Raw genomic sequence first — 21197 nt, forward strand, 5'->3', positions numbered from 1 at the left:
TCTTGTGTCTAGTGAGAGTCCCTCCCCCGGGCCGCCGTCGAGGCCCCGGGCGGTCACAGGCGAGGACGTGATGCGGGTGCTCGACCACAGCGCGCGGACAGCCGGCCCGGCGTCCGCGACGGTGTCCACGGCGCGGGGCGCCGACGTCCCGTCGGAGCGGACCTACCGCCCCGGCGGGCCGACCACGCAGGAGGAGCTCCTCGCACACTTCGAGGCGCTGCTGAGCGCCGGCGAGACCATCGAGCCGCGCGACTGGATACCCGACGGCTACCGACGGATGCTGCTGCGCCAGATCGCCCAGCACGCCCACTCCGAGATCATCGGCATGCAGCCGGAGGGCGCCTGGCTGACCCGGTCCCCTTCGCTGCACCGTAAGTCGGTGCTCATCGCCAAGGTCCAGGACGAGGCCGGCCACGGCCTCTATCTGTACGCCGCCGCCGAGACGCTCGGCGTCGACCGCGCCGCGCTGCTCGACGCCCTCCACCAGGGCCGTCAGCGCTATGCCGCCACCTTCAACCACCCGGCGCTCACCTGGGCCGACACCGGGGCGATCGCCTGGCTGACGGACGGCGCGGCGGTCATCAACCAGGCACCGCTCTGCCACACCTCGTACGGTCCGTATGCCCGGGCCATGCGCCGCGTCTGCCAGGAGGAGGCCTTCCACGTCCGCCAGGGCTACGACCTGATACGTGCCCTGTGCGACGGCACGCCCGGGCAGCGGGAGATGGCGCAGGACGCGGTGAACCGCTGGTGGCTGCCGGCCGTGGCGCTGATGTTCGGCCCGCCTGACACGGTCGCCGCGGGCGCGGACCAGCGGACGGTGGCGCTGGGCGCGGCCGTGTCGCGGCAGGCCATCGCCTGGGGCATCAAGCGGCACACCAACGACGAACTGCGCCAGCGCTTCGTCGACCACTGCGTCCCGCAGGCCGAACGCCTCGGGCTGACCCTGCCGGACCCGGGGATCCGCTGGAACGAGGAGCGCGGCCACTACGACTTCGGGCCGATCGACTGGGAGCTGTACCGGGGGGCGCTCGGTGACGACACGCACTGCGCCCGGCAGCGCGTCGCGCACCGGGTCGCCGCGCACGAGGACGGGGCGTGGGTACGGGAGGCGGCGGCCGCGTACGCGGCACGCGTGGACGACGGCGGGAGGGCGGCGCTGTGAGCCGGGAGGCCGAGGGAGCGATGGCGTCCTGGGAGGTCTTTCTACGGCCGCGCCGGGGGCTCGCCCACCAGCACGTCGGTTCGGTCCGGGCGGTCGATCCGGACATGGCGCTGGAGCACGCCCGCGACCTGTACACCCGTCGCGGTGACCCCCTGTCCTTGTGGGTGGTCCGCTCCGCGGCCGTTCACACGGCCTCCCCCACCGAACGCGACCCGTTCTTCGCGAACGCCCGCCACAAGCCGTACCGCTACCCCGAGCACTTCGCACCGCTCGCCGAAGGAGATGACCAGCGTGACGACTGAGGGACCCGGCGCCGCGGCCGGGTCGCCCGCGGCACCCGCCGCGGGCGACCTGGCCGTCCTCACCTCCCGGCTCGGCGACGACGCCCTCGTCCTCGGCCAGCGCCTGTGCCAGTGGATCACCCGCGCACCGACGATCGAGGAGGACCTCGCGCTGTCGAACATCGCCCTCGACCTCATCGGGCACGCGCGCGCCCTGCTGACCCTCACCGGGCGCCTGGACGGCACCGGTCGCTCGGAGGACGACTTCGCATTCGGCCGCTCGGACCGCGAGTTCGGCAACTGCCTGCTCACCGAGCTGCCGGGCGGCGACTTCGCGGTGACGATCGCGCGGCAGCTCGTCTACAGCCACTACGCCGTCCTGTACTACGAGGGGCTCGCCACGGCCGCCGAGGCCGAGCTGGCCGGCTTCGCCGCGCGGGCGGCCAAGGAGGTCGACTACCATCGCAGGCACGCCGACGGCTGGACGGTGCGACTGGGCCTGGGGACCGCGGAGAGCGCCCGTCGTATGCAGGCCGGGCTGGACCGTGTGTGGCCGTACACCGGGGAGTTGTTCGCGGCGGACGACGTGGTGGCCCGGCTCGCCGCCGCCGGGACCGCCGCGCCGCCCGCCGCGTCGCAAGGGGAGTGGCGGGAGCGCGTGGGCGCCGTCGTACGGCATGCCGGGCTGGCCCTTCCCACGCCCGACTGGCAGGCGGCCGGCGGCCGGAGCGGTCTGCACTCCGAGGAGTTCGGCCCACTCGTCGCCGAACTGCAGTCGGTGCGCCGGCAGTTCCCCGGAGGTAACTGGTGACCGGCCGGACGCGCGTTCCCCTCGACGAGGTGCGGGCCCGCGTGCACGACCTCCCGGACCCCGAGCTGCCGGTCGTCACGCTGGGCGAACTCGGTGTGATCCGCGAGGTGCGCACGGCGGCCGACGGCCGACTGGAGGTGGAGTTCACCCCCACCTTCCTCGGCTGCCCCGCCCTGTCCGCGATCGCCTCGGCCATCGCCGAGACCCTCACCCGGTGCGGTTACACCGACGGCCGTGTCCGCCAGGTCACGGCCCCCGCCTGGAGCACGGACCGGATCACGCGGGCCGGCCGCCGCAAGCTCGCGGAGCACGGTATCGCCCCGCCCGGAGCCACGACCGCGCCGCGGCCCGTGCGGCTCGGCTTCGGCGTCCCCTGCCCGCAGTGCGGCTCCCTGGCCACCCGGCCGCACAGCTCCTTCGGCCCGACCCGCTGCCAGTCAATCCTGGTGTGCACGGCCTGCCACGAGACGTTCCCGTATCTGGCCACGGTGTGAGGCCCCCGATGAACACGACGCGGCCCGCTCCCGGCCCGGCGCCCGCCGCGCGCCGCGGCTGGTTCCCGCTCACGGTCGACGGGCTCGAAGCGCTGGCCGACGACACCGTGGCCGTCACCCTGCGGGTGCCGCCGGACCTGGCCAGCACCTTCGCGGCCCGGGCCGGGCAGCATGTGGTCGTCCGCCACCGGCGCCCCGGCGGGCGGGAACTGCGCCGCGCCTACTCGGTGTGCCCGCCGCCCGGCGACCCCGGTGCCCTGCGCCTGGTGATCAAGCGCAACTCGTCCGACGGCTTCGGCGCCTACGCGGTGGACTCCCTGTCCTCCGGCGACGTGCTCGGCCTGTCACCGCCGACAGGCGGGTTCGGACTGCCGGACCTCACGGGCGGACACCATGTGCTGCTCGCCGGGGGTACCGGGGTCACACCCCTGGCCGCGATGGCGGCGACGGCCCTGCGCGGTTCGCCGGACTGCCGGGTGTCGCTGGTCCACGCGGTCCGTTCCGCGGGCACGGCGCTACTGGCGGACGAACTCGCCGAGCTGAAGGACGAGTTCGTCGACCGCTTCACCGTGCTGCACGTCCTGTCGCGTGAGCGGCGCGGGAGCGGGCTGTTCAGCGGGCGGATCGACGCGGAGAAGCTGACGCGGCTGCTGTCCCTGCTGGACGCGCGGCCCGACGGGACGACCTCGTTCAGCCTGTGCGGACCCGCCGCGCTGGTGGAGACCGCGCGGACGACGCTGGCGGCCTGGGGCGCGCGGCCGGAGCTGGTGGGCCGGGAGCTGTTCTCGGCCGACGGCACGCCGCCCGAGGCCGAGACCGGTACCGGGCCCGGTCTTGAGCCCGATCCCGAGACCGAGGTGGCGGCGTCCGGCGACGAGCGGCACATCCGTGCGGTTATCGGTGGCCGATCGACGGTCGTGGCCATGGCGCCGGGCGACCGTGTGGTGCTGGACGCCGTGCTGCGGGCCCGGCCGGAGGCGCCGTACGCCTGCCGGGAAGGCGTGTGCGGAAGCTGCCGCGCCAAGGTCGTGGCCGGTTCGGTGACGCTCGGCCGGCAGCACGCCCTCGACGCCCGCGATCTCGCGGCGGGCTACACCCTCGCCTGCCGGGCCCGGCCACGCACCGACGACCTCACTCTCGACTTCGACCTCTGACCGATCACCCGACCGGCGAGACCCGCAGGACCTTCAGCATGGGAGGACGACCTTGACCACCACCGGGCGACAGCAGGGCAGGACCGCGCTGGTCACGGGAGGCAGCCGCGGTATCGGGCGGGCCGTCAGCCGGCGGCTGGCGCGCGAGGGCGCGCTGGTCGCCGTCCACTACGGGCACGACGCCGCGGCGGCGGAACGCACGGTCAAGGAGATCGAGACGGACGGCGGCCGGGCGTTCGCGGTGCGCGCGGAACTGGGTGTCCCCGGTGACGCGGCCACGCTCTGGTCCGCGTTCGACCGCGAGCTGGCCGCGTACGACGCGGGCGCCGGACCGGGCCTGGACATTCTGGTCAACAACGCGGGGATCACCCTGCCCCGGCCGATCGAGCAGGTCACCGAGGAGGACTACGACCACATCTTCGCCGTCAACACCAAGGCCCCGTTCTTCATCCTCCAGCGGGGCATCAGCCGGCTGCGGGACGGCGGCCGGATCATCAGCGTCTCGTCGGCGGCCACCCGCGTCGCGTACCCGGCGATCGTCGCGTACTCCATGACCAAAGCGGCCCTGGAGCACCTGACGCTCTCGCTCGCCCTCCAGCTGGCCCCGCGGAGCATCACGGTCAACACGGTCGCGCCCGGCTTCACCGAGACCGAGATCAACCCGACCCTGCGGAACCCGCAGATCCGGCAGGCGCTCTCCGCGGCCTCGGTGTTCAACCGGCTCGGCGCGCCGGCCGACATCGCCGACGTGATCGCCTTCGTCGCGAGCGACGACGCCCGCTGGGTGACGGGCCAGTGGCTCGATGCGACCGGCGGCGTCCACCTCGGCCTGTAGGCCTGGCCCGTTCGCGCGACACCCCAGTCCACTTCACGAGTACGGCAGTCCCGAGGAGCACTCGATGAACGACCGCCCGTCCGCGCTCGCGGATCTGTCCCCGGACGACCAGCTCACCCAGCCGTTCCACGGCGCGAGCCCCTACGACGAGTACGTGCGCGCCTCCGTCCTCAACTCCCTCCAGCAGCCCCTGACCGAGGCCGCCGACGAGATGGGCTTCCTCGTCACCACCCAGGTGATGGAGCTGTGGTTCACCCTGATCACGCACGAGTGGCGGGCGGCCCGGGACGCCTTCGCCAAGGACGACCTGGACGCCGCGACGGACGCGCTGGTGCGCAGCCGCCGGGCGGTCGAGGCGCTGGTGGCGTCGTGGACACCGGTCGCCGCGCTGACGCCGCACCAGTTCGACGGGTTCCGGGCGGCGTTCGGCAGGGCGTCCGGTTTCCAGTCGGCGATGTACCGGCACATGGAGTTCCTGCTCGGCGACAAGTCCCCCGCGCTGCTCCGGTCCCATCAGGGCGACCCGTCGGTCCACGAGGCGCTGCGCGTGGCGTACCAGGAGCCGTCACTCTACGACGAGGTGCTGCGCTTCCTGCACCGGCGAGGACTGCCGGTGCCGGAACCGGTGCGGGAGCGCGACGTGACCGCGCCCTACGAGTCGGACCCCGGTGTCGTCGCGGCGTGGCGGGTCGTCTACGCGGGTCCGCAGCACCATCCGCTGCTCGCACTCGGCGAGCTGCTCACCGACATCGCCGAACGGATGCTGCGCTGGCGCTTCGACCACGTCCTGGTGGTACGGCGGGCCATGGGCACCAAGACGGGCAGCGCCGGTTCGTCCGGCGTCGCCTGGCTGGAGGCCCGCGCGAAACGGCCGGTCTTCCCGGAGCTGTGGGCGGTACGCGGTGACGTCTAGGGAGATCTCGGCCTTCGCGGCCGAGGAAGAGCGGCGCGTCCTGAGCCTGAAGCCGGTCCTGGCGCCGGCGCACGGGAGGTACGGGGACCACCCGCACCAGGTCTATGACTCCTGGCCCGCCGAGGACCCCGGGGCGCCACTGGTGCTGCTGCTGCACGGCGGGTACTGGCGCTACGACCGTATGCACCTGACACCGTTCGCGTCCTGGCTGGCGAAGCAGGGCTTCTCCGTGCTGCTGCCCGGCTTTCGCCGGTCCGGGGGCGCCGGCGGCTATCCGGAGACCTTCGACGACATCGCCCGGATCGTCGACACACTGCCGGCGGGCCGGCCGTACGTCCTGGCCGGCCACTGCTCCGGCGGTCACCTCGCGCTGTGGTGCGCCGCCCGCGCGCTGCTGCCCACCGACTCGCCCTGGCACACCACCTCCCTGCCGACCGCCGTGCTTGCTCTCGCCCCGCTGACCGACCTCGACGCCACCCGCCGGGACCGGCTCAGCGACGACGCGGCACTGCAACTCCTCGGCGGGCCGGCCCTGTTCGAGGAGCGGATGCCGTACGTCGATCCGCTGACGCTGCTGAAGAGGCGGGGGCGGACCGGCGTACGCACCGTGCTGCTGCACGGCGCGGTCGACGAGGAGGTCCCGCTGTCGCAGTTCGCGGACTACGCGGCGGTGGACGACGACCTGGACACGGTCGTCCTGCCCGGCATCGGCCACTACACGCTGATCGAGCCCGACGCGCCCGGTGCGATCGCGGTCGCCGACGTCATGCGCCGCTTGGCCGCGGAGGCGGCGGGGGTCGCGGAGGCGGCGCAGGCTTCGGAGTCGGTGGCGGAGTCGGAGTCGGAGTCGGCGAAGGTCGCGGCCGTCGCCGTCGCGGAGCCCCAGCGCCCATGACGCCCCTCCTGGTGGCGGCTTCGCAGCTCTTGCGCGAGCAGCTGCGGGCAGGTGCGGCCGGCCGGTCCAGGAACGGGTGCCCGGGCGGTGGCCGGCCGGCGCTCCCCGGGGCGTTCGTCCGTCGCCGCCCGGCAGCTCCGCAGGAGTCGGGGGACGCGCGGGCCCCGAACGGGCGACGGCCTGGGGCCGTCACCCCGGCGCTCACCGCATCCGACCAGGAGCACCTCACTGATGCCCACAACCGAAGGGGTCCGCCAGTGACCACCGCCCTCGTCGCACACGCCGCCGCCCTCGACGCCGAGGCGCCGCTCGCGCATGTCCGCCAGCGTTTCCTGCTCCCCGCGGGAATCGTCTACCTGGACGGCAACTCGCTCGGTCCGCTCCCGGCCGCCGTTCCGTCGGCCCTCCACGATCTCGTCCACCGCCAGTGGGGCACCGACCTGATCCGTTCGTGGAACAGCAACGGCTGGTGGGAGGCGCCGACAAGGATCGGCGACCGGGTGGGGCGGCTCATCGGCGCGGCGCCGGGCCAGACTGTGGCGGGCGACTCCACGAGCGTGCAGCTCTACAACGCCCTCAGCGCCGCCGCCGCGCTGCGCCCCGACCGCCCGTATCTCGTCACCGATCCCGGTGACTTCCCCACCGATCGTTACCTCACCGACGCGGTGGCCACCCAACTCGGCCTGGAGGCGCGGCGGGTGAGCCCGGCCGACCTCGAAGACTTCCTCGAGAAGGAAGGCGACCGGGTGGCCGTGGTGTGCCACTCCCCCGTCGACTACCGCACGGGCGAGCTCCACCACATGGCCGCGCCCACGCGGGCGGCGCACGAGGCGGGCGCGCTGGTGCTCTGGGACCTGTGCCACGCGGCCGGGGCGATGCCCATCCAACTCGACGCCCTGGAGGCGGACTTCGCGGTCGGCTGTGGCTACAAGTTCCTCTCCGGCGGCCCCGGCGCTCCGGCCTTCCTGTATGCGGCCCGACGCCATCACGCCGACTGGCGGCCCCCGGTCACCGGCTGGAACGGCCACGCCGACCCCTTCGGACTGCACGACACGTACGAGCCGGCGCCGGGGATCGGCAAAGCCCGGATCGGCACCCCGCCGATCCTGTCGCTGCTCGCCCTGGAGGCGGCGCTGACCGTCTTCGACGATGTCGACATGGCACAGGTCCGCGCCAAGAGCCTGTCCCTGACCGGCTTCTTCCTGGACTGCGCCGCCCAGTTGCTGGACGGCCTGGGCTTCGAGCCGGTCACCCCGGCCGTCCCAGAGCGTCGCGGCAGCCAGGTGTCCCTTCGCCACGCGCACGCCTACGGGCTGGCCCGTGCCCTGGAGTCCCGGGGCGTCATCGGCGACATGCGCGCCCCCGATCTCCTGCGCTTCGGCGTCAACGCCCTGTACACCTCGCACGCGGAGATCCTCAGTGCGGTGACCTGCCTGCGCGAGATCTCGACGACGGGGGCCTACGACCCGACGGCGGTGGCCGCGGGCGCGGTGACGTGAACCGTACGCAGGCCCCGGTGAGCGCCGTCGCCGGCGTTGTCCCGTGCCACCGGGCCGGTTCGCCCGCCACGGACCGCGACCGCGGGACCTTTCGCCCGACGGCGCCCGCCGTACCGCGGTATGTCGTCCAAAGGCGTCCGGCCACCGGCTGGCCACCAGGAGCGTCAGGGGGCCGCTCATCAGCGTTGTCGGTCTCCGACAGATCCTCCGGCAAGGGTTTCTCGGCTCCCGGAGAATCGCTCCTCCGGCAACCGGCCGTCGTTCATCACCATCTCGTCGACGAACCGGCGCGTGCGCTGTTCAGGGCCGCGGACGGCTTGCGGCGGGTGCGCCCGGTGCGCAGCGCCAGGGCGACCTCGCGGCGCAGTCCGCCACGGGCCTGGACGTAGATCGCCTGGTAGATCGTCTCCGGACTCACACGCGTGCTCGCGTCGTCGGGGAACTCGATGAGCAGAGCGTGCAGCTCCGCACCCAACTCACCCGCCACCGCAGCCACACCCCGGCCGCGGTCCACCGGGACGTCATGCCGGAACTCCCGCCCCGGTCAAGCCGCCCTGCACCAGCTGCTGCACCATGCCCATTCCCCTCACGTCGAGGAAGCAGGACTGCCCACCACCAAAGCCGCCATCCGCACCACCACCCGAACAGCCCAACCTCCACCCGCCGGTGTCCCCATCCCGCCCGCGGGAACCAAGGTCACCCAGCGCAATCGGAAAGCACCTGGGCCCCATCGCACTCCTTCACACCCCCCAACACCGGTCTCGGCCAGGGATGCCAGCGCACCGGGAGGGGTACGAATCCGGGTGATCGACCGACTCTGGGCAACCTGCCGGAGCCTCAGGTTCCAGCCCCTAGCGAGTGGCGTTGTCCTTGCCGAAAACCTCATCCCTGCAGGTCAAGCGGCATGTTGGTACTCGTGGAGGATGCCGCCCAGGCGGTCGCGTCTTTGTATGTTGAGGCGATCGATCTCCTCGGGATCGGTGATCGGCACGGGCAGAGAGTGCAGCGGGCGGGCGTTGGCAATGCCCTGGTGCGGCCGATGTTCGTTGTAGAAGGTCTCGAACTCACGGAGCGCGTGGAGGAGGTGCCGGTGGTTCCAGACCAGCGTGCGGTCCAGCAGTTCCCGTCGGCAGGTCTCCACCCAGCGTTCCATGATCGCGTTCATGCGCGGTACGCGTACGCCGCTGAGGACCACCTCGATCCCGGCGTCGGCGAGGACGGCGTCGAACAGGGCAGGGAACTTGCCGTCCCGGTCTCGGATCAGGAACCGCGCTTGGCCGCAGGCGTCTTCGAGGTCCATGACGAGGTTCTTGGCTGTCTGTATGACCCAGGGCGCGGTGGGATGGGGTGTGGCGCCCAGGATGCGGATGCGGCGGCTTGCGTGTTCGATCACCGCGAATACGTAGAGTCGGGTGCCTGACAGGGTGACGGTTTCGAAGAAGTCGCAGGCCAGGAGGGCATCGCTTTGGGAGCGTAGGAAGTCCTGTAGGGTGCCAAAACCGGTACATGGCCTCTGATCAGGCTCTTTGCGGTTCCGTATGGTCGTGGCATGCTCGGATCTCATGGTGCTGCGCGTGCTCTACTTGATCTTCGTCCGGCTCCTCGGACTGCTCCTGCTGCTGTCGCGGTCGGAGGACGCCAAGAACGTCGAGATCCTCGTGCTGCGCCACGAGGTCGCGGTCCTGCGCGGGCAGATCGGCACCCGGCCGTGCCTGACCTGGCCGGACCGTGCCGTGCTCGCCGCCCTGGCCCAGCACCTGCCGGGCAGACTGCGCCACCACCGCCTCGTCACTCCCAGCACCCTCCTGTCCTGGCACCGCCGACTGCAGCGGTGGGAGTGGAAGCAGGAGCCTTCCCGGACCGGACGCCCGCCGATCTCCGGGGAACTCACCGCCCTGATCCTGCGCCTCGCTCACGAGAATCCGACCTGGGGCTACACCAGAATCCAGGGCGAGCTGCGACGCCTCGGCCACCGCGTCGGAGCCTCCACCATCCGCCGCACCCTGCGCAGCGCCGGCCCGGGACCCGCACCCCGACGAAACCGCGGCACCCCGTCCTGGCGGGAGTTCCTTCGCACCCAGGCATCCGGAATGCTCGCCGCCGACTTCTTCCACCTCGATACCGTGACCCTGCGACGCCTGTACGTGTTCCACGTCCTGGATGTCGGCACCCGAACCGTGCACATCCTCGGCATCACCGCCCACCCCGCCGCCGCCTGGGCCACCCAGCTCGCCCGCAGCCTCCTGACCGACCTCGGCCAGCGCGCTGCTGGCTTCCGGTACCTGCTGCGCGACCGTGACAGCAAGTACACCCAGGCCTTCGACGCCGTCTTCACCGCGGACGGCATCGAGATCCTGAAGAGCGCACCGCAGACCCCGCGGATGAACGCCCACGCCGAAAGAGGCATACGCACCATCCGAGCCGAGTGCACCGACCGCCTACTGATCTACAACGAACAACACCTACGACACGTCCTCGCCGAATACGCCGAGCACTACAACGGCTGCGGGCCGCACCGTGCCCTGCGACTCCGCGCTCCCGGCGACGACCCCAACGTCATCCCCTCCCCCGCACCACGCATCCAGCGCCACAACGTCCTCGGCGGACTCATCCACGAGTACCGCCAGGCCACTTGACGAGGATCAGCGCCGCTGACGAGAGACCAGGTCAGCGCACATGCAGGAGTTTTGGCACCCTACAGGCACGGGGCCGTGCGGCGGAAGGCCGGAGTGGGCCGACGAGGTGTGCCAGACGGCCCCGGGCGGAACGATCACGGGAGGGGGCACCAACCCCAACGAGTTGCCGACCACGATCACCCAGTACGGGCTGTGGGGCAACTCGACCGTCGTCACCGAGACCGCAGGCGGCATCACCCGCACCACCACCACGCAGTACGACACAGCCGCCCGTCCATCCCTCGTCACCGTCACCGGAGGCACGGGGACAACAGTGCCGGCAGTGACCACCGCGTACGACACGGCGACCGAGGCCGTGCTCACCCAGACCTCCACCGCCGGCGGCACGATCACCAAGGCATACGACCAGCTCGGCCGCCAGATGTCCTACACCGACGCCGACGGCGGCACCACCAGTACCCAGTACGACGCTCTGAACCGGCCCACCACGGTGACCGACAACGTGCCGTCCACCACGACCTACACCTACGACACGAGCCTGGACCCCCGCGGCCCGGCCACCAAAGTGACCGACTCCGTCGCGGGCAGCTTCACCGCGGCATACGACGCCGACGGCGACCTCACCGCCGAAGGTCTTCCCGGCGGCTACACCATGACGCAGCACACGGACCCGACAGGCACGACCACCGATCGCACATACGCCCGCGACAGCGACGGAACCACGCTGGTATCCGACAGCATCAGCGACACCATCCACGACCAGGAGGCCACGCACACCGGCACCCCCGGAATCACCGCCTCCCAGAACTACACCTATGACCAGGCCGGCCGCCTCACCCAAGTACAGGACACCGGCACCGACGCGGTATGCACCACCCGCAGCTACACCTTCGACAAGAACAGCAACCGCAAATCCCTGGCCACCGCCATCGCCGCGCCCAACGCCGACTGCACCACCACCGGCGGCACCACCGTCCCCAGCACCTACGACACCGCCGACCGCCTGGTCAACACCGGCTACACCTACGACGCCTTCGGCCGCACCACCACCCGGCCCGGCACCACACTGGCCTACTACACCGACGACCTGCTCCAGCAGCAGACCGCCGGAACCCAGCGCCGGACCTGGACCCTCGACTCCGGCCTGCGTTTCCGCGCCTTCACCACAGAAGACAACGCATCCGGCACCTGGACCCAGACCGCCGCAAAGGTCAACCACTATGACACAGACTCCGACAGCCCCCGCTGGATCGTGGAGGATACCGGCTCCGGTGCGCTCACCCGCAACGTCACCGGGCTCGACGGCAATCTCGCCGCCACTACCACCAAGACCGGCGGCGTGATCCTCCAGCTCGCCGACCTGCACGGTGACATCGCGCTGCAACTCCCCGCCGACACCGCGGTCGCCCCGACCGTCCTGGACGCCGATGAATACGGCAATCCGCGGCCAGGACAGCAAGCCACCCGATATGCCTGGCTGGGAGGCAAGCAGCGGTCCGACGAGACACTCACCGGCCTCACCCTGATGGGGGTGCGTCTGTACGATCCCGCGGCTGGGCGCTTCCTGTCCATGGACCCGATAGCAGGCGGGAACTGCAACGCCTACGACTACGTCTGTGCCGACCCGGTCAACGGATCGGACCTCGACGGCCGGTGCGGGTCATGGGGCAACCCCTTCAAGGGATGCGATACCTTCCGGATTCTGATGTGGTCGCGCCAGATCGGCCAGTGGTGGCTCATCATCCGGGAAGGCACGAAGACCAGGATCAAGCCTTACGGCATGTTCGGCATCCGTCACATCGTCGACAAGCACGTGGGGTGGGGAAAACGTGACGGCTGGATCACCAAGGGCGGGATGCTCGGCGACCTCAAAAAAGCGCTCGTCAGGGGCAACTGGGAGTGGCAATGGGACGACCCCAAAGACGGAGCATCTTCATACAAGATTATCTATACTTATAAGCACCGCTGTGCGTGCGGCAGGCTGATAACGTACCAGGTCACCGCCTTCTACAGTACCCGACTGTACGAAGGATGGCCCATTGGCGTCACAACAGCCTACAAGAAGAGGATCTAGAATCACCTCTCCATCGGTCACCGGTTCCCATCAGTGATCGAACAGCACAGCCATGATGTCGGCCTGCCGCCAGCCCAGACGGCAGGCCGACGCCATATCCTCACGATTCACATTTCGATGCCAACAGTGGGAACAGCCCGCCAACATAGTGGAGAACATCACGTGAAAAGAAGGAAATCAGACACGTCACCGGCACGGCTCCGTGAAATCACGCAAGCAGTTCGGAGCCGGAACCTGCAGGCGGAAGGCCCCGAGATCGCCTTGCAGACCGTCATCGAACTGGCAGAAAACGACGAGATGGAGATGGCATTCGAGTGGCTCTGCGGAATCATCCGGAGCCACGATCTGACCATCAGCCGCACAGAATTCACATTGCTATCCAAACTCGGGAAAGAGTGGGACATCGCAGACCTAGTCGAAGAAATCCGTGACAAAGTGGACGATGAATCAGGGACAGCGGAAGGTCCCACTGTCCGATAATCTATTCGCCGAAAGGCCTTTTCGACCTCACGATCGCCGTCCCGGCCCCTCGCCACCACTGGGTCCCCGACTTCCTTATCCGCGACAGCCACCTGTTCGAGGTCGGCGACCGCCAGCTCGCAGCGACCCTCGGTCTTGCCCCTGCCGAGAAGCTCATCCGCCCAGTTCAGCGAACTGATGGACCGTCTCAACGTGAGTTGCTGCGAGGTGGAAATCAAACGCGTTCAAGTGTGGCGTCATGGTTCGTTAAACACGTTCAGTTCCTGATCTGACCGATCGATTTTCCGACCGGCCATCAGCTCTCTGAGCTGCATGCATGATTTATCGGCACCCGCAAGGCCAGTACGACCGGTTCGGACCACCTCCGCTCGAGCGGAGGTGGTCCGGTGCGCCCTGTGGGGTTCCAAAAATTCTGCGCAGGCGCTGACGTGGGCGTTTGCCAGCGGCGCTGATCTTCGTCAAGTGGTTTGGCAGTACTCGTGGATGAGTCCGCCGAGGACGTCGTGACGCTGGATGCGTTGTGCGGGGAAGGGGATGACGTTGAGGTCGTCGGAGGGAGCGCACAGTTGCAGGGCGCGGTGGGGCCGGCCGGCGTTGTAGCGCTCGGCGTACTCAGCGAGGACGTGACGCAGGTGGTGTTCGTTGTAGATCAGGAGCCGGTCGGTGCACTCGGCTCTGATGGTGCGTATGCCTCTTTCGGCGTGGGCGTTCATCCGCGGGGTCTGCGGTGCGCTCTTCAGGATCTCGACTCCGTCCGCGGTGAAGACGGCGTCGAAGGCCTGGGTGTACTTGCTGTCACGGTCACGCAGCAGATAGCGGAAGCCGACAGCTCGCTGGCCGAGATCGGCCAACAGATTGCGGGCGGTTGGGTGGTCCAAGCCACGGTGGGGTGGGCGGTGACGCCGAGAATGTGCACAGTCCGGGTACCGGCCTCCATCACGGAGAACACGTACAGCCGCCTCAGGGTCACGGTATCGACGTGGAAGAAGTCGGCGGCGAACAGCCCGGATGCCCGCGCGCAGGAACTCCCGCCACGTCGGGGCGCTACGGCTGCGTCCGGGTGCGGGTCCCAGGCCGGCGCCGCGCAGGATGCGGCGCACGGTGGAGGCTCCGACGCGGTGGCCGAGGCGTCGCAGTTCGCCCTGGATGCGGGTACATCCCCAGGTCGGATCCCCGCAGGCGAGACGCAGAATGAGAGCGGTGAGTTCCTCGGAGATCGGTGGGCGTCCGGTCCTGGCGGGCTTCTGTTTCCCTTTCCACCGCAGTAGCCGGCGGTGCCAGGCCATGAGGGTGCCGGGGGTGACCAGGCGGTGGCGACGCAACCTGCCCGGCAGGTGCTGGGTGAGGGCGGCGAGCACGTCGCGGTCCGGCCACATCAGGCGCGGCCGGGTGCCGAGTTGTCGACGCAGTACCGCGACCTCGCAGCGCAGCGTGAGGAGTTCAATGTCCTTGGCATCCTCCGACCGCGACAGCAGCAGGAGCAGTCCGAGGAGCCGGACGAAGATCAGGCAGAGCACACGCAACGCCATACAGTCCGAGCATGCCATGATCATTACGAACCGCAAAGTGCCTGATCAAAGGCCGTGTACCAGTTTTGGCACCCTACAGGCGTCCTCCTGGATGCCGAGCGCGTCGAGCAGGAGCTGGACGTTCACGCCGCCGCCTGCGGATCGCGCCAGGTCGGAGTGTTCGCGCCGGTGAGCCGGCGGACCATGATCTGGGTCATCGCCCAGTAGACGCGGGACGCGGAGGAGGATGGGCGGTGCTCGTAGTCGCGGACCAGGCGCCGGTGCAGTATCAGGATCCCGTAGGTCTGCTCGACCCTCCACCGCTTCGGCTGCGGCACGAACCCCTTGTCCTGCGCGTTGCGTTCGACGATCTCGACTTCGATACCCAGGCCGGCGCCGTGCACGACGACCTGCTTCTTGAAGCCCTGGTCGACCAGGGCCTACGGAAGCGTCATCGAGCTGTGCCCGGCCGGGCCGCGGCCGCCCACTGGCTACCTGCGGCCCGCGTTCACCGTGACGATCGGGGCCGGCACGCCGCACCGGCCACGGGAAGGGCCGCCGTCGTAGCCGGGTATCGGGGCGGGACGGGTCTCTGAATTGTTCTTCACAGGAGCCATCATGCCCCGCCCGCCTCAGCCACACCGTAGCGCCGGACGCGGAACGAACGAGTTGCGCCGTAGATGTTCAATACGCCACCGGCGTCCGCTCCATTTCGCTAACCTCAACTGTGACGAATTCCGACTTAGACGAGTTACGCGCCCACTTGCGCGACACCCTGCGACGTTCTCAAGAATGGCTGAGAGCAGTCGCCGAGGTTCCGGATATGCCTGCGGATTGGGCGGCGGAGGCAGCACGGGACGTCGAGGAACTGCACCGGCTGCGTACCCGCGGATCCTCGGTCCTGATCAACGTGGCGATGCTAGGTGCTTTCTCCTCGGGGAAGAGTTTCCTGCTCAGCGGGTTGCAGGGCCACCTCGAACTGATGAAGGTCGACTCCATCGCCGGTGTTCCCTCGGACAGGTTCGTCGGGCTGCTGCCGTCTTCTCCGGTACCCACCACCGCGTGTCCGGCAACTGTGGTCCCGGTGGACGAGGGCGGTACGTACGACGCGTCGGACAAGGGCTTCCTGCGCGTCCGCTTCACCGACTCCGACCCCGACGACTGGGAGGACGTGGGCAATTCGCCGGCGGAGTCCGTGGTTGCCGCGTACGCGATGGAGGACGCCAACCTGGCCGACCGGATCAGGGCACACCGCCAACGGAAGGTCGCCGAGATCGAGGTGCAACTCGCGGAGTGCCTGCTCCCGGCGAAACTCTACGATCTGCCCGGCCACGGCTCACCCAATGTGATCCACGACTCGATCGTCCGCAAGGCGATGGCGGACGCGGACTGCTTCATCTACGTGTCGCACGCAAGCCGCTCTCTGTCGGAGAACGACCTCGCGCTCATCGAGTCCCTCCACAATCACTGCCAGCCCACCGGGAAACGTGTGGTGTGGGTGGTCACCGCCATCGACTCCGCGCTGCAGGTCGATCACCGCAACATCCCGGCGTGGAAGGCAACGATCAACCGGAACAACGCTTATCTGCGGGAGCACTTCACACGACGCGACGGCACTCCCGACGACGAGTTCGTCGGAGAGGGGTTCCTTCCGGTCTCACCCGCGCTGGAGGCGCACGCCGTCTGGTCCGCCACCCATATCTCGGAAAGCGCGGCAGCGCGGCAGCGGGCGGAGAGCCGGATGGACTCGTTGCGCGAGGTGCTGTCGGATCTGATCCGTACGGAGACCGGCACCGAGCACATCGCCGCGGTGGCGGCCGGGGCACGGCGGATGCTGACACCCCGGTGGCGTGCCCTCAACCAGCGACTGGTGACCGAGCGCTTGCCCATCGACGAGCTCAGAACGCTCCTGGAGAGCGAGCAGCGGCGCCTCACCCATCTGAACGCGGAGATCCCCCGGCTGCGCGCCGCCCTGCAAATGGAGCTCGACAGCCGGGTGAAACGTGCTGCACGGCCCTTCGTCGGCCTCGCCGCGCACCTCCACTCGGTCATGGACGACAGCATCAGGAAGGGCGATGTCCGCAAGGCGTCGCAGGCAAACGCGATCCATGTCAGACGGAACAACGAACTCCTGGCCTGGATGCGTACAGCAGATGGACCTGGCACCTTGTGGACCGAGCAGATCGCACAGTTCAAGGAGGTGGCGCTGCGGGCGGTGGCCGACTCGCTGGGGGAAACCGGCGCGGGCGACCAACTGCCCGACTACGCCCTCGACATCAGGGAGATGACCAACCGCCTCCCCGAGCGGACGCACGCCGTCGAACTCGACTTGCTCCAGCGCACCGCGGCGGTCGTCGGCGTCGCGACCCCGGTCGCGGCCGGCGCCTCCTGGCTGATGGGCCTCGCCACCGCGGGCGCGATCATGCCACCTGCCGGGCTGATCATCGGTGGCGCTGCGGTCGTGTACGCCGGTGTGAGAGCTCTCAAAGGCCCGAGCACCTCACTGGAGGTGACGCAGAACGAGTGGATCCGGGCGCTGGACGCGGAGGCGAACTCCCTGCGGGACCAGTTCGAAGTCGGCGCCGGCTCTCAGGGCATGAGCGTCATTGACAAGCTGATCGACCATCTCCACGAGTACAGCAAACAGCTCAATGGCTCTGCGGAACTGCTGCGGCACCGCATCGCCCACCCGGAGATCCAGGAGCGGCGGGAGCTCGTCGATCTGCTCACACCGATCTGTCAGGAAGGTGAACTGCTCGTCACGGCGGTCCAGGACCTCACCACCGGAGCCTGACCGGTACGCGCGGACAGGCAGTGCTGTCGGCAACGCGCGGCGAACAACTCGGCAGCGGCGGGGCATGCGATGGCGCCGCCGCTGCCGTGTTTCTCTGGGGGTGTTGTGAGAGGGCGTTAAGAAGCTGTCTCATTTGGTGAGTCTGCGGTAGCAGATGAGGGTGCAGGCGATGCTGGCGAAGGCGAGGAAGCGCTCGGCTTTGCGTTCGTAGCGGCGGTGGAGTCGGCGGCAGCCTGAGAGCCAGGACATGGTGCGTTCGACGGTCCAGCGGTGCCGGCCAAGCCGCTGCGAGCTTTCCACACACCTGCGGGCGATGCGGTGGGCGATCTGCCGTTCGCGTAACCATCGCCGCAGGTGGTCCTAGTCGTATCCCTTGTCCGCATGGAGCTTTCCCGGTCGGCGGCGCCGCGGCCCTCGGCGGGAACGGATCGGCGGGATGCCCTTCACCAGCGGGATCCGTGCCTGGCTGTCGTGCAGGTTCGCCCCCGAGATGCCGACCGACAGGGGCAGACCGGTCCGTTCGGTGATCAGGTGGATCTTCGAGCCGAACTTGCCCCGGTCGACAGGATTCGGACCTGTCAGGTCCCCCTTTTCACAGCCCGCATGTTGACCGAGTCGACTGCGCAGCGGGACCAGTCCAGTTCGCCGCGCGAGCCCAGTTCGTCCAGCACCAGGCGGTGGAGCTTGACCCAGACCCTCGCCTTCGTCCACTCGGAGAAACGCCGGTGGGCTGTCGGCCCCGAGGGCCCGAACGGTGCCGAGGGCAGCTGCTGCCAGGTGCAGCCGGAAGTGGCCACGAACACGATCGCGGCCAGAACCTCCCGGTCACCGTGCCGACGACGGCCACCGCCCTGAGGGCGCGACGGCGCCTCCGGGACCACCCGCTGGAACAACTCCCACAACTCATCCGGCACCAGCCGCTCAACGATCCCCACCATGGACCACAGCCTACCGAACCAAATGAGACGACGTCTTAGGACGAGTCGGCTGCGCTGGCCCTCGGCTTCCACCACGGTCTCGACGTGCCGGCCGCCAGGCCCTGCTCACCTTTGCCCACCTCCGCAACGGACACCCGTATGCCCAGTTCGCCGCCGGGTTCGAAGTCGGGACCACGACGGCGTACCGCTACGTCACCGAGGCCGTGGACCTCCTGGCCGCCCTTGCACCCACCTTGGCCGACGCCGTCCGCGCCGCCTCGACGAAGGCCTTCGTGCTCCTGGACGGCACGCTCCTGCCGATCGACCGCATCGCCGCGGACCAGCCCTTCTACTCCGGGAAACACAAGAGGCACGGCATGAACGTGCAGGTCCTCACCGATCCGTCCGGCCGCATGCTGTGGGCCTCACCAGCCCTGCCCGGGGCCGTCCACGACATCCGAGCAGCCCGCGAACACGGCATCATCGACGCCCTCGAACGGGCCCATGTCACCTGCTGGGCCGACAAGGGCTACCGCGGCGCCGGCGGCACGGTCCGCATCCCCTACTGGGGACGATGGGACATCCTCTCCCCAGGGCAGAAGGCGGTGAACCGCTCCCACGCGAAGATCCGCGCACCCGTCGAGCAGGCCATGGCGACCCTCAAGAACTGGCGGCTCCTGCGCAAACTCCGGTGCTCCACCACCCGGATCACCGCCCTCGTCCAAGCCGTCCTCACCCTGCATCTGGCCAGCTCAACCGATGATGGAAAAGGCTCACTAACAACGGCGGAATCTTCGGACCCGGACGACTCATACCCAACCAACGACGAATCTCCGACTCAGGTCACTAGACGCCCCGGCGCCCCTCGCCTGCCCCGCCGCCCCGACCGGGCATCCCTCCAGACACCACGCCGGCCTGGGCAGCCCGACCGTCGCACGGTTCTGTGGCACAGCCGAATCTCTGCGCAACCGTGTCCGTTTGTGGGAGTGTGAACAGGGTGCGAGTAGTGCGTGCCAAGCACTGAATGGGGTGGGAGATGCAGCCGCAAGAGGTTCTGGATGGCAGATACCGCGTCGAGGCGTTGGTGGGGCGCGGGGGTATGGGAGCTGTTTGGCGGGCCACCGATCTCAAGCTCGACCGCCTAGTCGCCGTAAAGACGCTGCACGAGGCTGCTGTGACCCAAGACCCGAACGCTCAAGCCAGATTCAGGCGCGAGGTGCGGATCGCAGCATCCATCAATCACCCCGGTGTCGTCGCAGTGACTGACTACGGCGTTACTCCACGAACCTACTATTTGGTGATGGAATTCATTGAGGGGCGTACGCTCGCCTCTATAATTGCAGACAATCCGGCTGGACTGCCGATCGGCGCTGTCGTCTCGTTCTATGAGAAGCTTCTGACAGCGCTGGCTGCCACGCACGCGAAAGGAGTAGTACATCGGGACATGAAGCCGAGTAACCTGATCGTGCGAAACGATACCGATGCGCTTGTCCTGTGCGATTTCGGAATCGGCAAGTCGATCAGTCCGGCGACCATAGATCACGTGAGTACTACTGGAAAGTTCAGCGGGACCTTTGACTACGCCTCGCCTGAGCAGATCAGAGGGTCATTCCCAATTGATCAGCGAAGCGACTTGTACGCTTCGGGTTGTGTCCTCTACGAGATGATAACGGGGCGACCGCCATTCCTTGGAACGGGTCCCGCAAAACTCGGAGCGCATCTTCACGAACCGCCAATTCCCCCAGGGCGACTACGCCAGCAGACACCCGATTGGCTGAATGAGCTCACTCTCAGCCTACTCGCCAAGGATGCAGCCAGCCGTCCGGAGAGCTCGACAGAGGTCCTGCACGTGGTTTCCCAGGGTGAAAAAATATCGATCAGCACGCCTACGGTGATGGCGTCAACAGTCAGCGCCACAGGGGCACCCGCTGAACAGCCTCCTCTCCCTGACCATGCCCCAGGGGTGCCAGCGAATCCGAGTCCGGCAGAATTCTTTTCCGCCCTCCATGCGAGATGGAAGAGGAATGGAAGGCCGACCCCGTACGCGATAAGGAGACGAATCATCGAGTCAGAGTTAAGTGAAAATTCGGCGAGTCTTGAGGAACGTGATCTGATCGACTGGATCGGATGTGGCGCAACACCGCGGGTAAGGCGCGACGCGTGGCCGCAAGTGGAATCTGTCCTACTGGCACTGGGTGTGGATGCGGAAGGGCGCCGGGCATGGAACCTCATGTGGGAAGAGATGTGGAGGAGCGCTCTGGAGGAGTTCCCCACAACTGAGCGGGTACCAGGGGCCCGGAAGAGTTTCTGGATCACGGTCAGCATTGCCGCAGCGATATTCTTCTTCTGGGTTACTGCCGCGACCGCTGCCGCGCATGCCCAAGATTACGACTCCCGCAACATGGGGGCTGCTGTTGTCGATTCGCTTCTCGCTTTATTTGTAGAAGCTGTCCTGACCTTCCTCGTGGTGGAATCAATAGCCCTCGATGAATTCCTGATCGAAGTTCACGAGGCACATTGCATCGGCAACACATTCAATTATTCCCACGTCGCCGAAGGATATCTTGCTTTTGCGGGACTCATCGCTTTGGTCCTCGGTATCTGGATTGGTATCGACGACCCGCTGCACTTTCCGTATCTCCTGGGACACTGGCTCGGCTGGCGATTCTGAGTCACTGAGCTTTTTCCAACCTGCTGATGCGGTGGTGCAGTTGGAGTGACAACACGGCGAAGCCCCTGGT

Annotated in this window: 15 protein-coding genes and 5 pseudogenes; 15 read left to right on the forward strand and 5 right to left on the reverse strand. The window is 68.5% G+C overall.

Annotation, left to right across the window (positions count from 1 at the left end; genetic code table 11):
* Positions 1-70 precede the first annotated feature (70 nt).
* The 9 genes from paaA (at position 71) to kynU (ending at position 8047) form a co-directional block, all read left to right on the forward strand.
* The gene (gene paaA, locus ACFO3J_RS32800; protein WP_386437461.1) at positions 71-1165 is read left to right on the forward strand and encodes a 1,2-phenylacetyl-CoA epoxidase subunit PaaA; all 1095 of its coding nucleotides are present in this window, start codon (positions 71-73) and stop codon (positions 1163-1165) included.
* Positions 1162-1467 (forward strand): 1,2-phenylacetyl-CoA epoxidase subunit PaaB, encoded by a 306-nt coding sequence (gene paaB / locus ACFO3J_RS32805; protein ID WP_386437464.1) that lies wholly within the window; start codon positions 1162-1164, stop codon positions 1465-1467. The genes paaA and paaB overlap by 4 nt, the downstream gene beginning before the upstream one ends.
* On the forward strand, positions 1448-2257 hold the full coding sequence (gene paaC / locus ACFO3J_RS32810) for a 1,2-phenylacetyl-CoA epoxidase subunit PaaC (protein ID WP_386437467.1): 810 nt from the start codon (positions 1448-1450) through the stop codon (positions 2255-2257). The genes paaB and paaC overlap by 20 nt, the downstream gene beginning before the upstream one ends.
* A complete protein-coding gene (gene paaD, locus ACFO3J_RS32815) occupies positions 2254-2751 on the forward strand; it encodes a 1,2-phenylacetyl-CoA epoxidase subunit PaaD (protein WP_386437470.1) in 498 nt (165 codons plus the stop codon). The genes paaC and paaD overlap by 4 nt, the downstream gene beginning before the upstream one ends.
* A gap of 8 nt (positions 2752-2759) precedes the next feature.
* A complete protein-coding gene (locus ACFO3J_RS32820) occupies positions 2760-3905 on the forward strand; it encodes a 2Fe-2S iron-sulfur cluster-binding protein (protein WP_386437473.1) in 1146 nt (381 codons plus the stop codon).
* 52 nt (positions 3906-3957) lie between these two features.
* Positions 3958-4740, forward strand: a complete 783-nt coding sequence (locus tag ACFO3J_RS32825; protein ID WP_386437476.1) for an SDR family oxidoreductase — start codon at positions 3958-3960, stop codon at positions 4738-4740.
* Between the two features lie 64 nt (positions 4741-4804).
* The gene (locus tag ACFO3J_RS32830; RefSeq protein ID WP_386437479.1) at positions 4805-5653 is read left to right on the forward strand and encodes a tryptophan 2,3-dioxygenase; all 849 of its coding nucleotides are present in this window, start codon (positions 4805-4807) and stop codon (positions 5651-5653) included.
* Complete coding sequence (locus ACFO3J_RS32835) at positions 5643-6548, forward strand: alpha/beta hydrolase family protein (RefSeq protein WP_386437482.1); 906 nt, start codon at positions 5643-5645, stop codon at positions 6546-6548. Before ACFO3J_RS32830 ends, ACFO3J_RS32835 begins: the two co-directional genes overlap by 11 nt.
* Positions 6549-6805: 257 nt before the next feature.
* Positions 6806-8047 (forward strand): kynureninase, encoded by a 1242-nt coding sequence (gene kynU, locus ACFO3J_RS32840; RefSeq protein ID WP_386437485.1) that lies wholly within the window; start codon positions 6806-6808, stop codon positions 8045-8047.
* Positions 8048-8310: 263 nt separating this feature from the next.
* Here kynU and ACFO3J_RS32845 read toward each other — a convergent pair.
* Positions 8311-8501, reverse strand: a pseudogene (locus tag ACFO3J_RS32845) (IS30 family transposase); the annotation flags it as partial.
* A 441-nt stretch (positions 8502-8942) separates the two neighbouring features.
* Positions 8943-9539, reverse strand: a pseudogene (locus tag ACFO3J_RS32850) (integrase core domain-containing protein); the annotation flags it as partial.
* A 70-nt stretch (positions 9540-9609) separates the two neighbouring features.
* Between ACFO3J_RS32850 and ACFO3J_RS32855 the strand changes: the two are divergent.
* The 3 genes from ACFO3J_RS32855 (at position 9610) to ACFO3J_RS32865 (ending at position 13237) form a co-directional block, all read left to right on the forward strand.
* Positions 9610-10683, forward strand: a complete 1074-nt coding sequence (locus ACFO3J_RS32855) for an integrase core domain-containing protein (RefSeq protein ID WP_386437488.1) — start codon at positions 9610-9612, stop codon at positions 10681-10683.
* A 163-nt stretch (positions 10684-10846) separates the two neighbouring features.
* On the forward strand, positions 10847-12757 hold the full coding sequence (locus tag ACFO3J_RS32860) for an RHS repeat-associated core domain-containing protein (RefSeq protein WP_386437491.1): 1911 nt from the start codon (positions 10847-10849) through the stop codon (positions 12755-12757).
* A gap of 33 nt (positions 12758-12790) precedes the next feature.
* Positions 12791-13237: a MafI family immunity protein gene (locus ACFO3J_RS32865; RefSeq protein ID WP_386437494.1), complete on the forward strand. Its 447-nt coding sequence runs from the start codon at positions 12791-12793 to the stop codon at positions 13235-13237.
* A gap of 458 nt (positions 13238-13695) precedes the next feature.
* Here the strand turns inward: ACFO3J_RS32865 and ACFO3J_RS32870 are convergent, their stop codons facing one another.
* Both ACFO3J_RS32870 and ACFO3J_RS32875 read right to left on the reverse strand, forming a co-directional pair.
* Positions 13696-14766 carry an integrase core domain-containing protein gene (locus tag ACFO3J_RS32870; protein WP_386437497.1) on the reverse strand — a complete coding sequence of 357 codons (1071 nt, stop codon included), beginning with the start codon at positions 14764-14766 and terminating at the stop codon, positions 13696-13698.
* 122 nt (positions 14767-14888) lie between these two features.
* Positions 14889-15185, reverse strand: a pseudogene (locus ACFO3J_RS32875) (IS5/IS1182 family transposase); the annotation flags it as partial.
* Positions 15186-15568: 383 nt separating this feature from the next.
* Here ACFO3J_RS32875 and ACFO3J_RS32880 point away from each other — a divergent pair.
* Complete coding sequence (locus tag ACFO3J_RS32880; RefSeq protein ID WP_386437500.1) at positions 15569-17539, forward strand: dynamin family protein; 1971 nt, start codon at positions 15569-15571, stop codon at positions 17537-17539.
* Positions 17540-17668: 129 nt separating this feature from the next.
* On the opposite strand, the pseudogene ACFO3J_RS32885 reads toward ACFO3J_RS32880, so the two are convergent.
* Positions 17669-18477 (reverse strand): annotated as a pseudogene (locus tag ACFO3J_RS32885) (IS5 family transposase).
* A gap of 22 nt (positions 18478-18499) precedes the next feature.
* Between ACFO3J_RS32885 and ACFO3J_RS32890 the strand changes: the two are divergent.
* Positions 18500-19211 (forward strand): annotated as a pseudogene (locus ACFO3J_RS32890) (transposase family protein); the annotation flags it as partial.
* A gap of 281 nt (positions 19212-19492) precedes the next feature.
* A complete protein-coding gene (locus tag ACFO3J_RS32895; protein ID WP_386437503.1) occupies positions 19493-21127 on the forward strand; it encodes a serine/threonine-protein kinase in 1635 nt (544 codons plus the stop codon).
* The last annotated feature ends 70 nt before the right edge of the window (positions 21128-21197 follow it).

Origin of the sequence: Streptomyces polygonati (assembly GCF_042650325.1) — a bacterium.
Lineage (GTDB): Bacteria > Actinomycetota > Actinomycetes > Streptomycetales > Streptomycetaceae > Actinacidiphila > Actinacidiphila polygonati.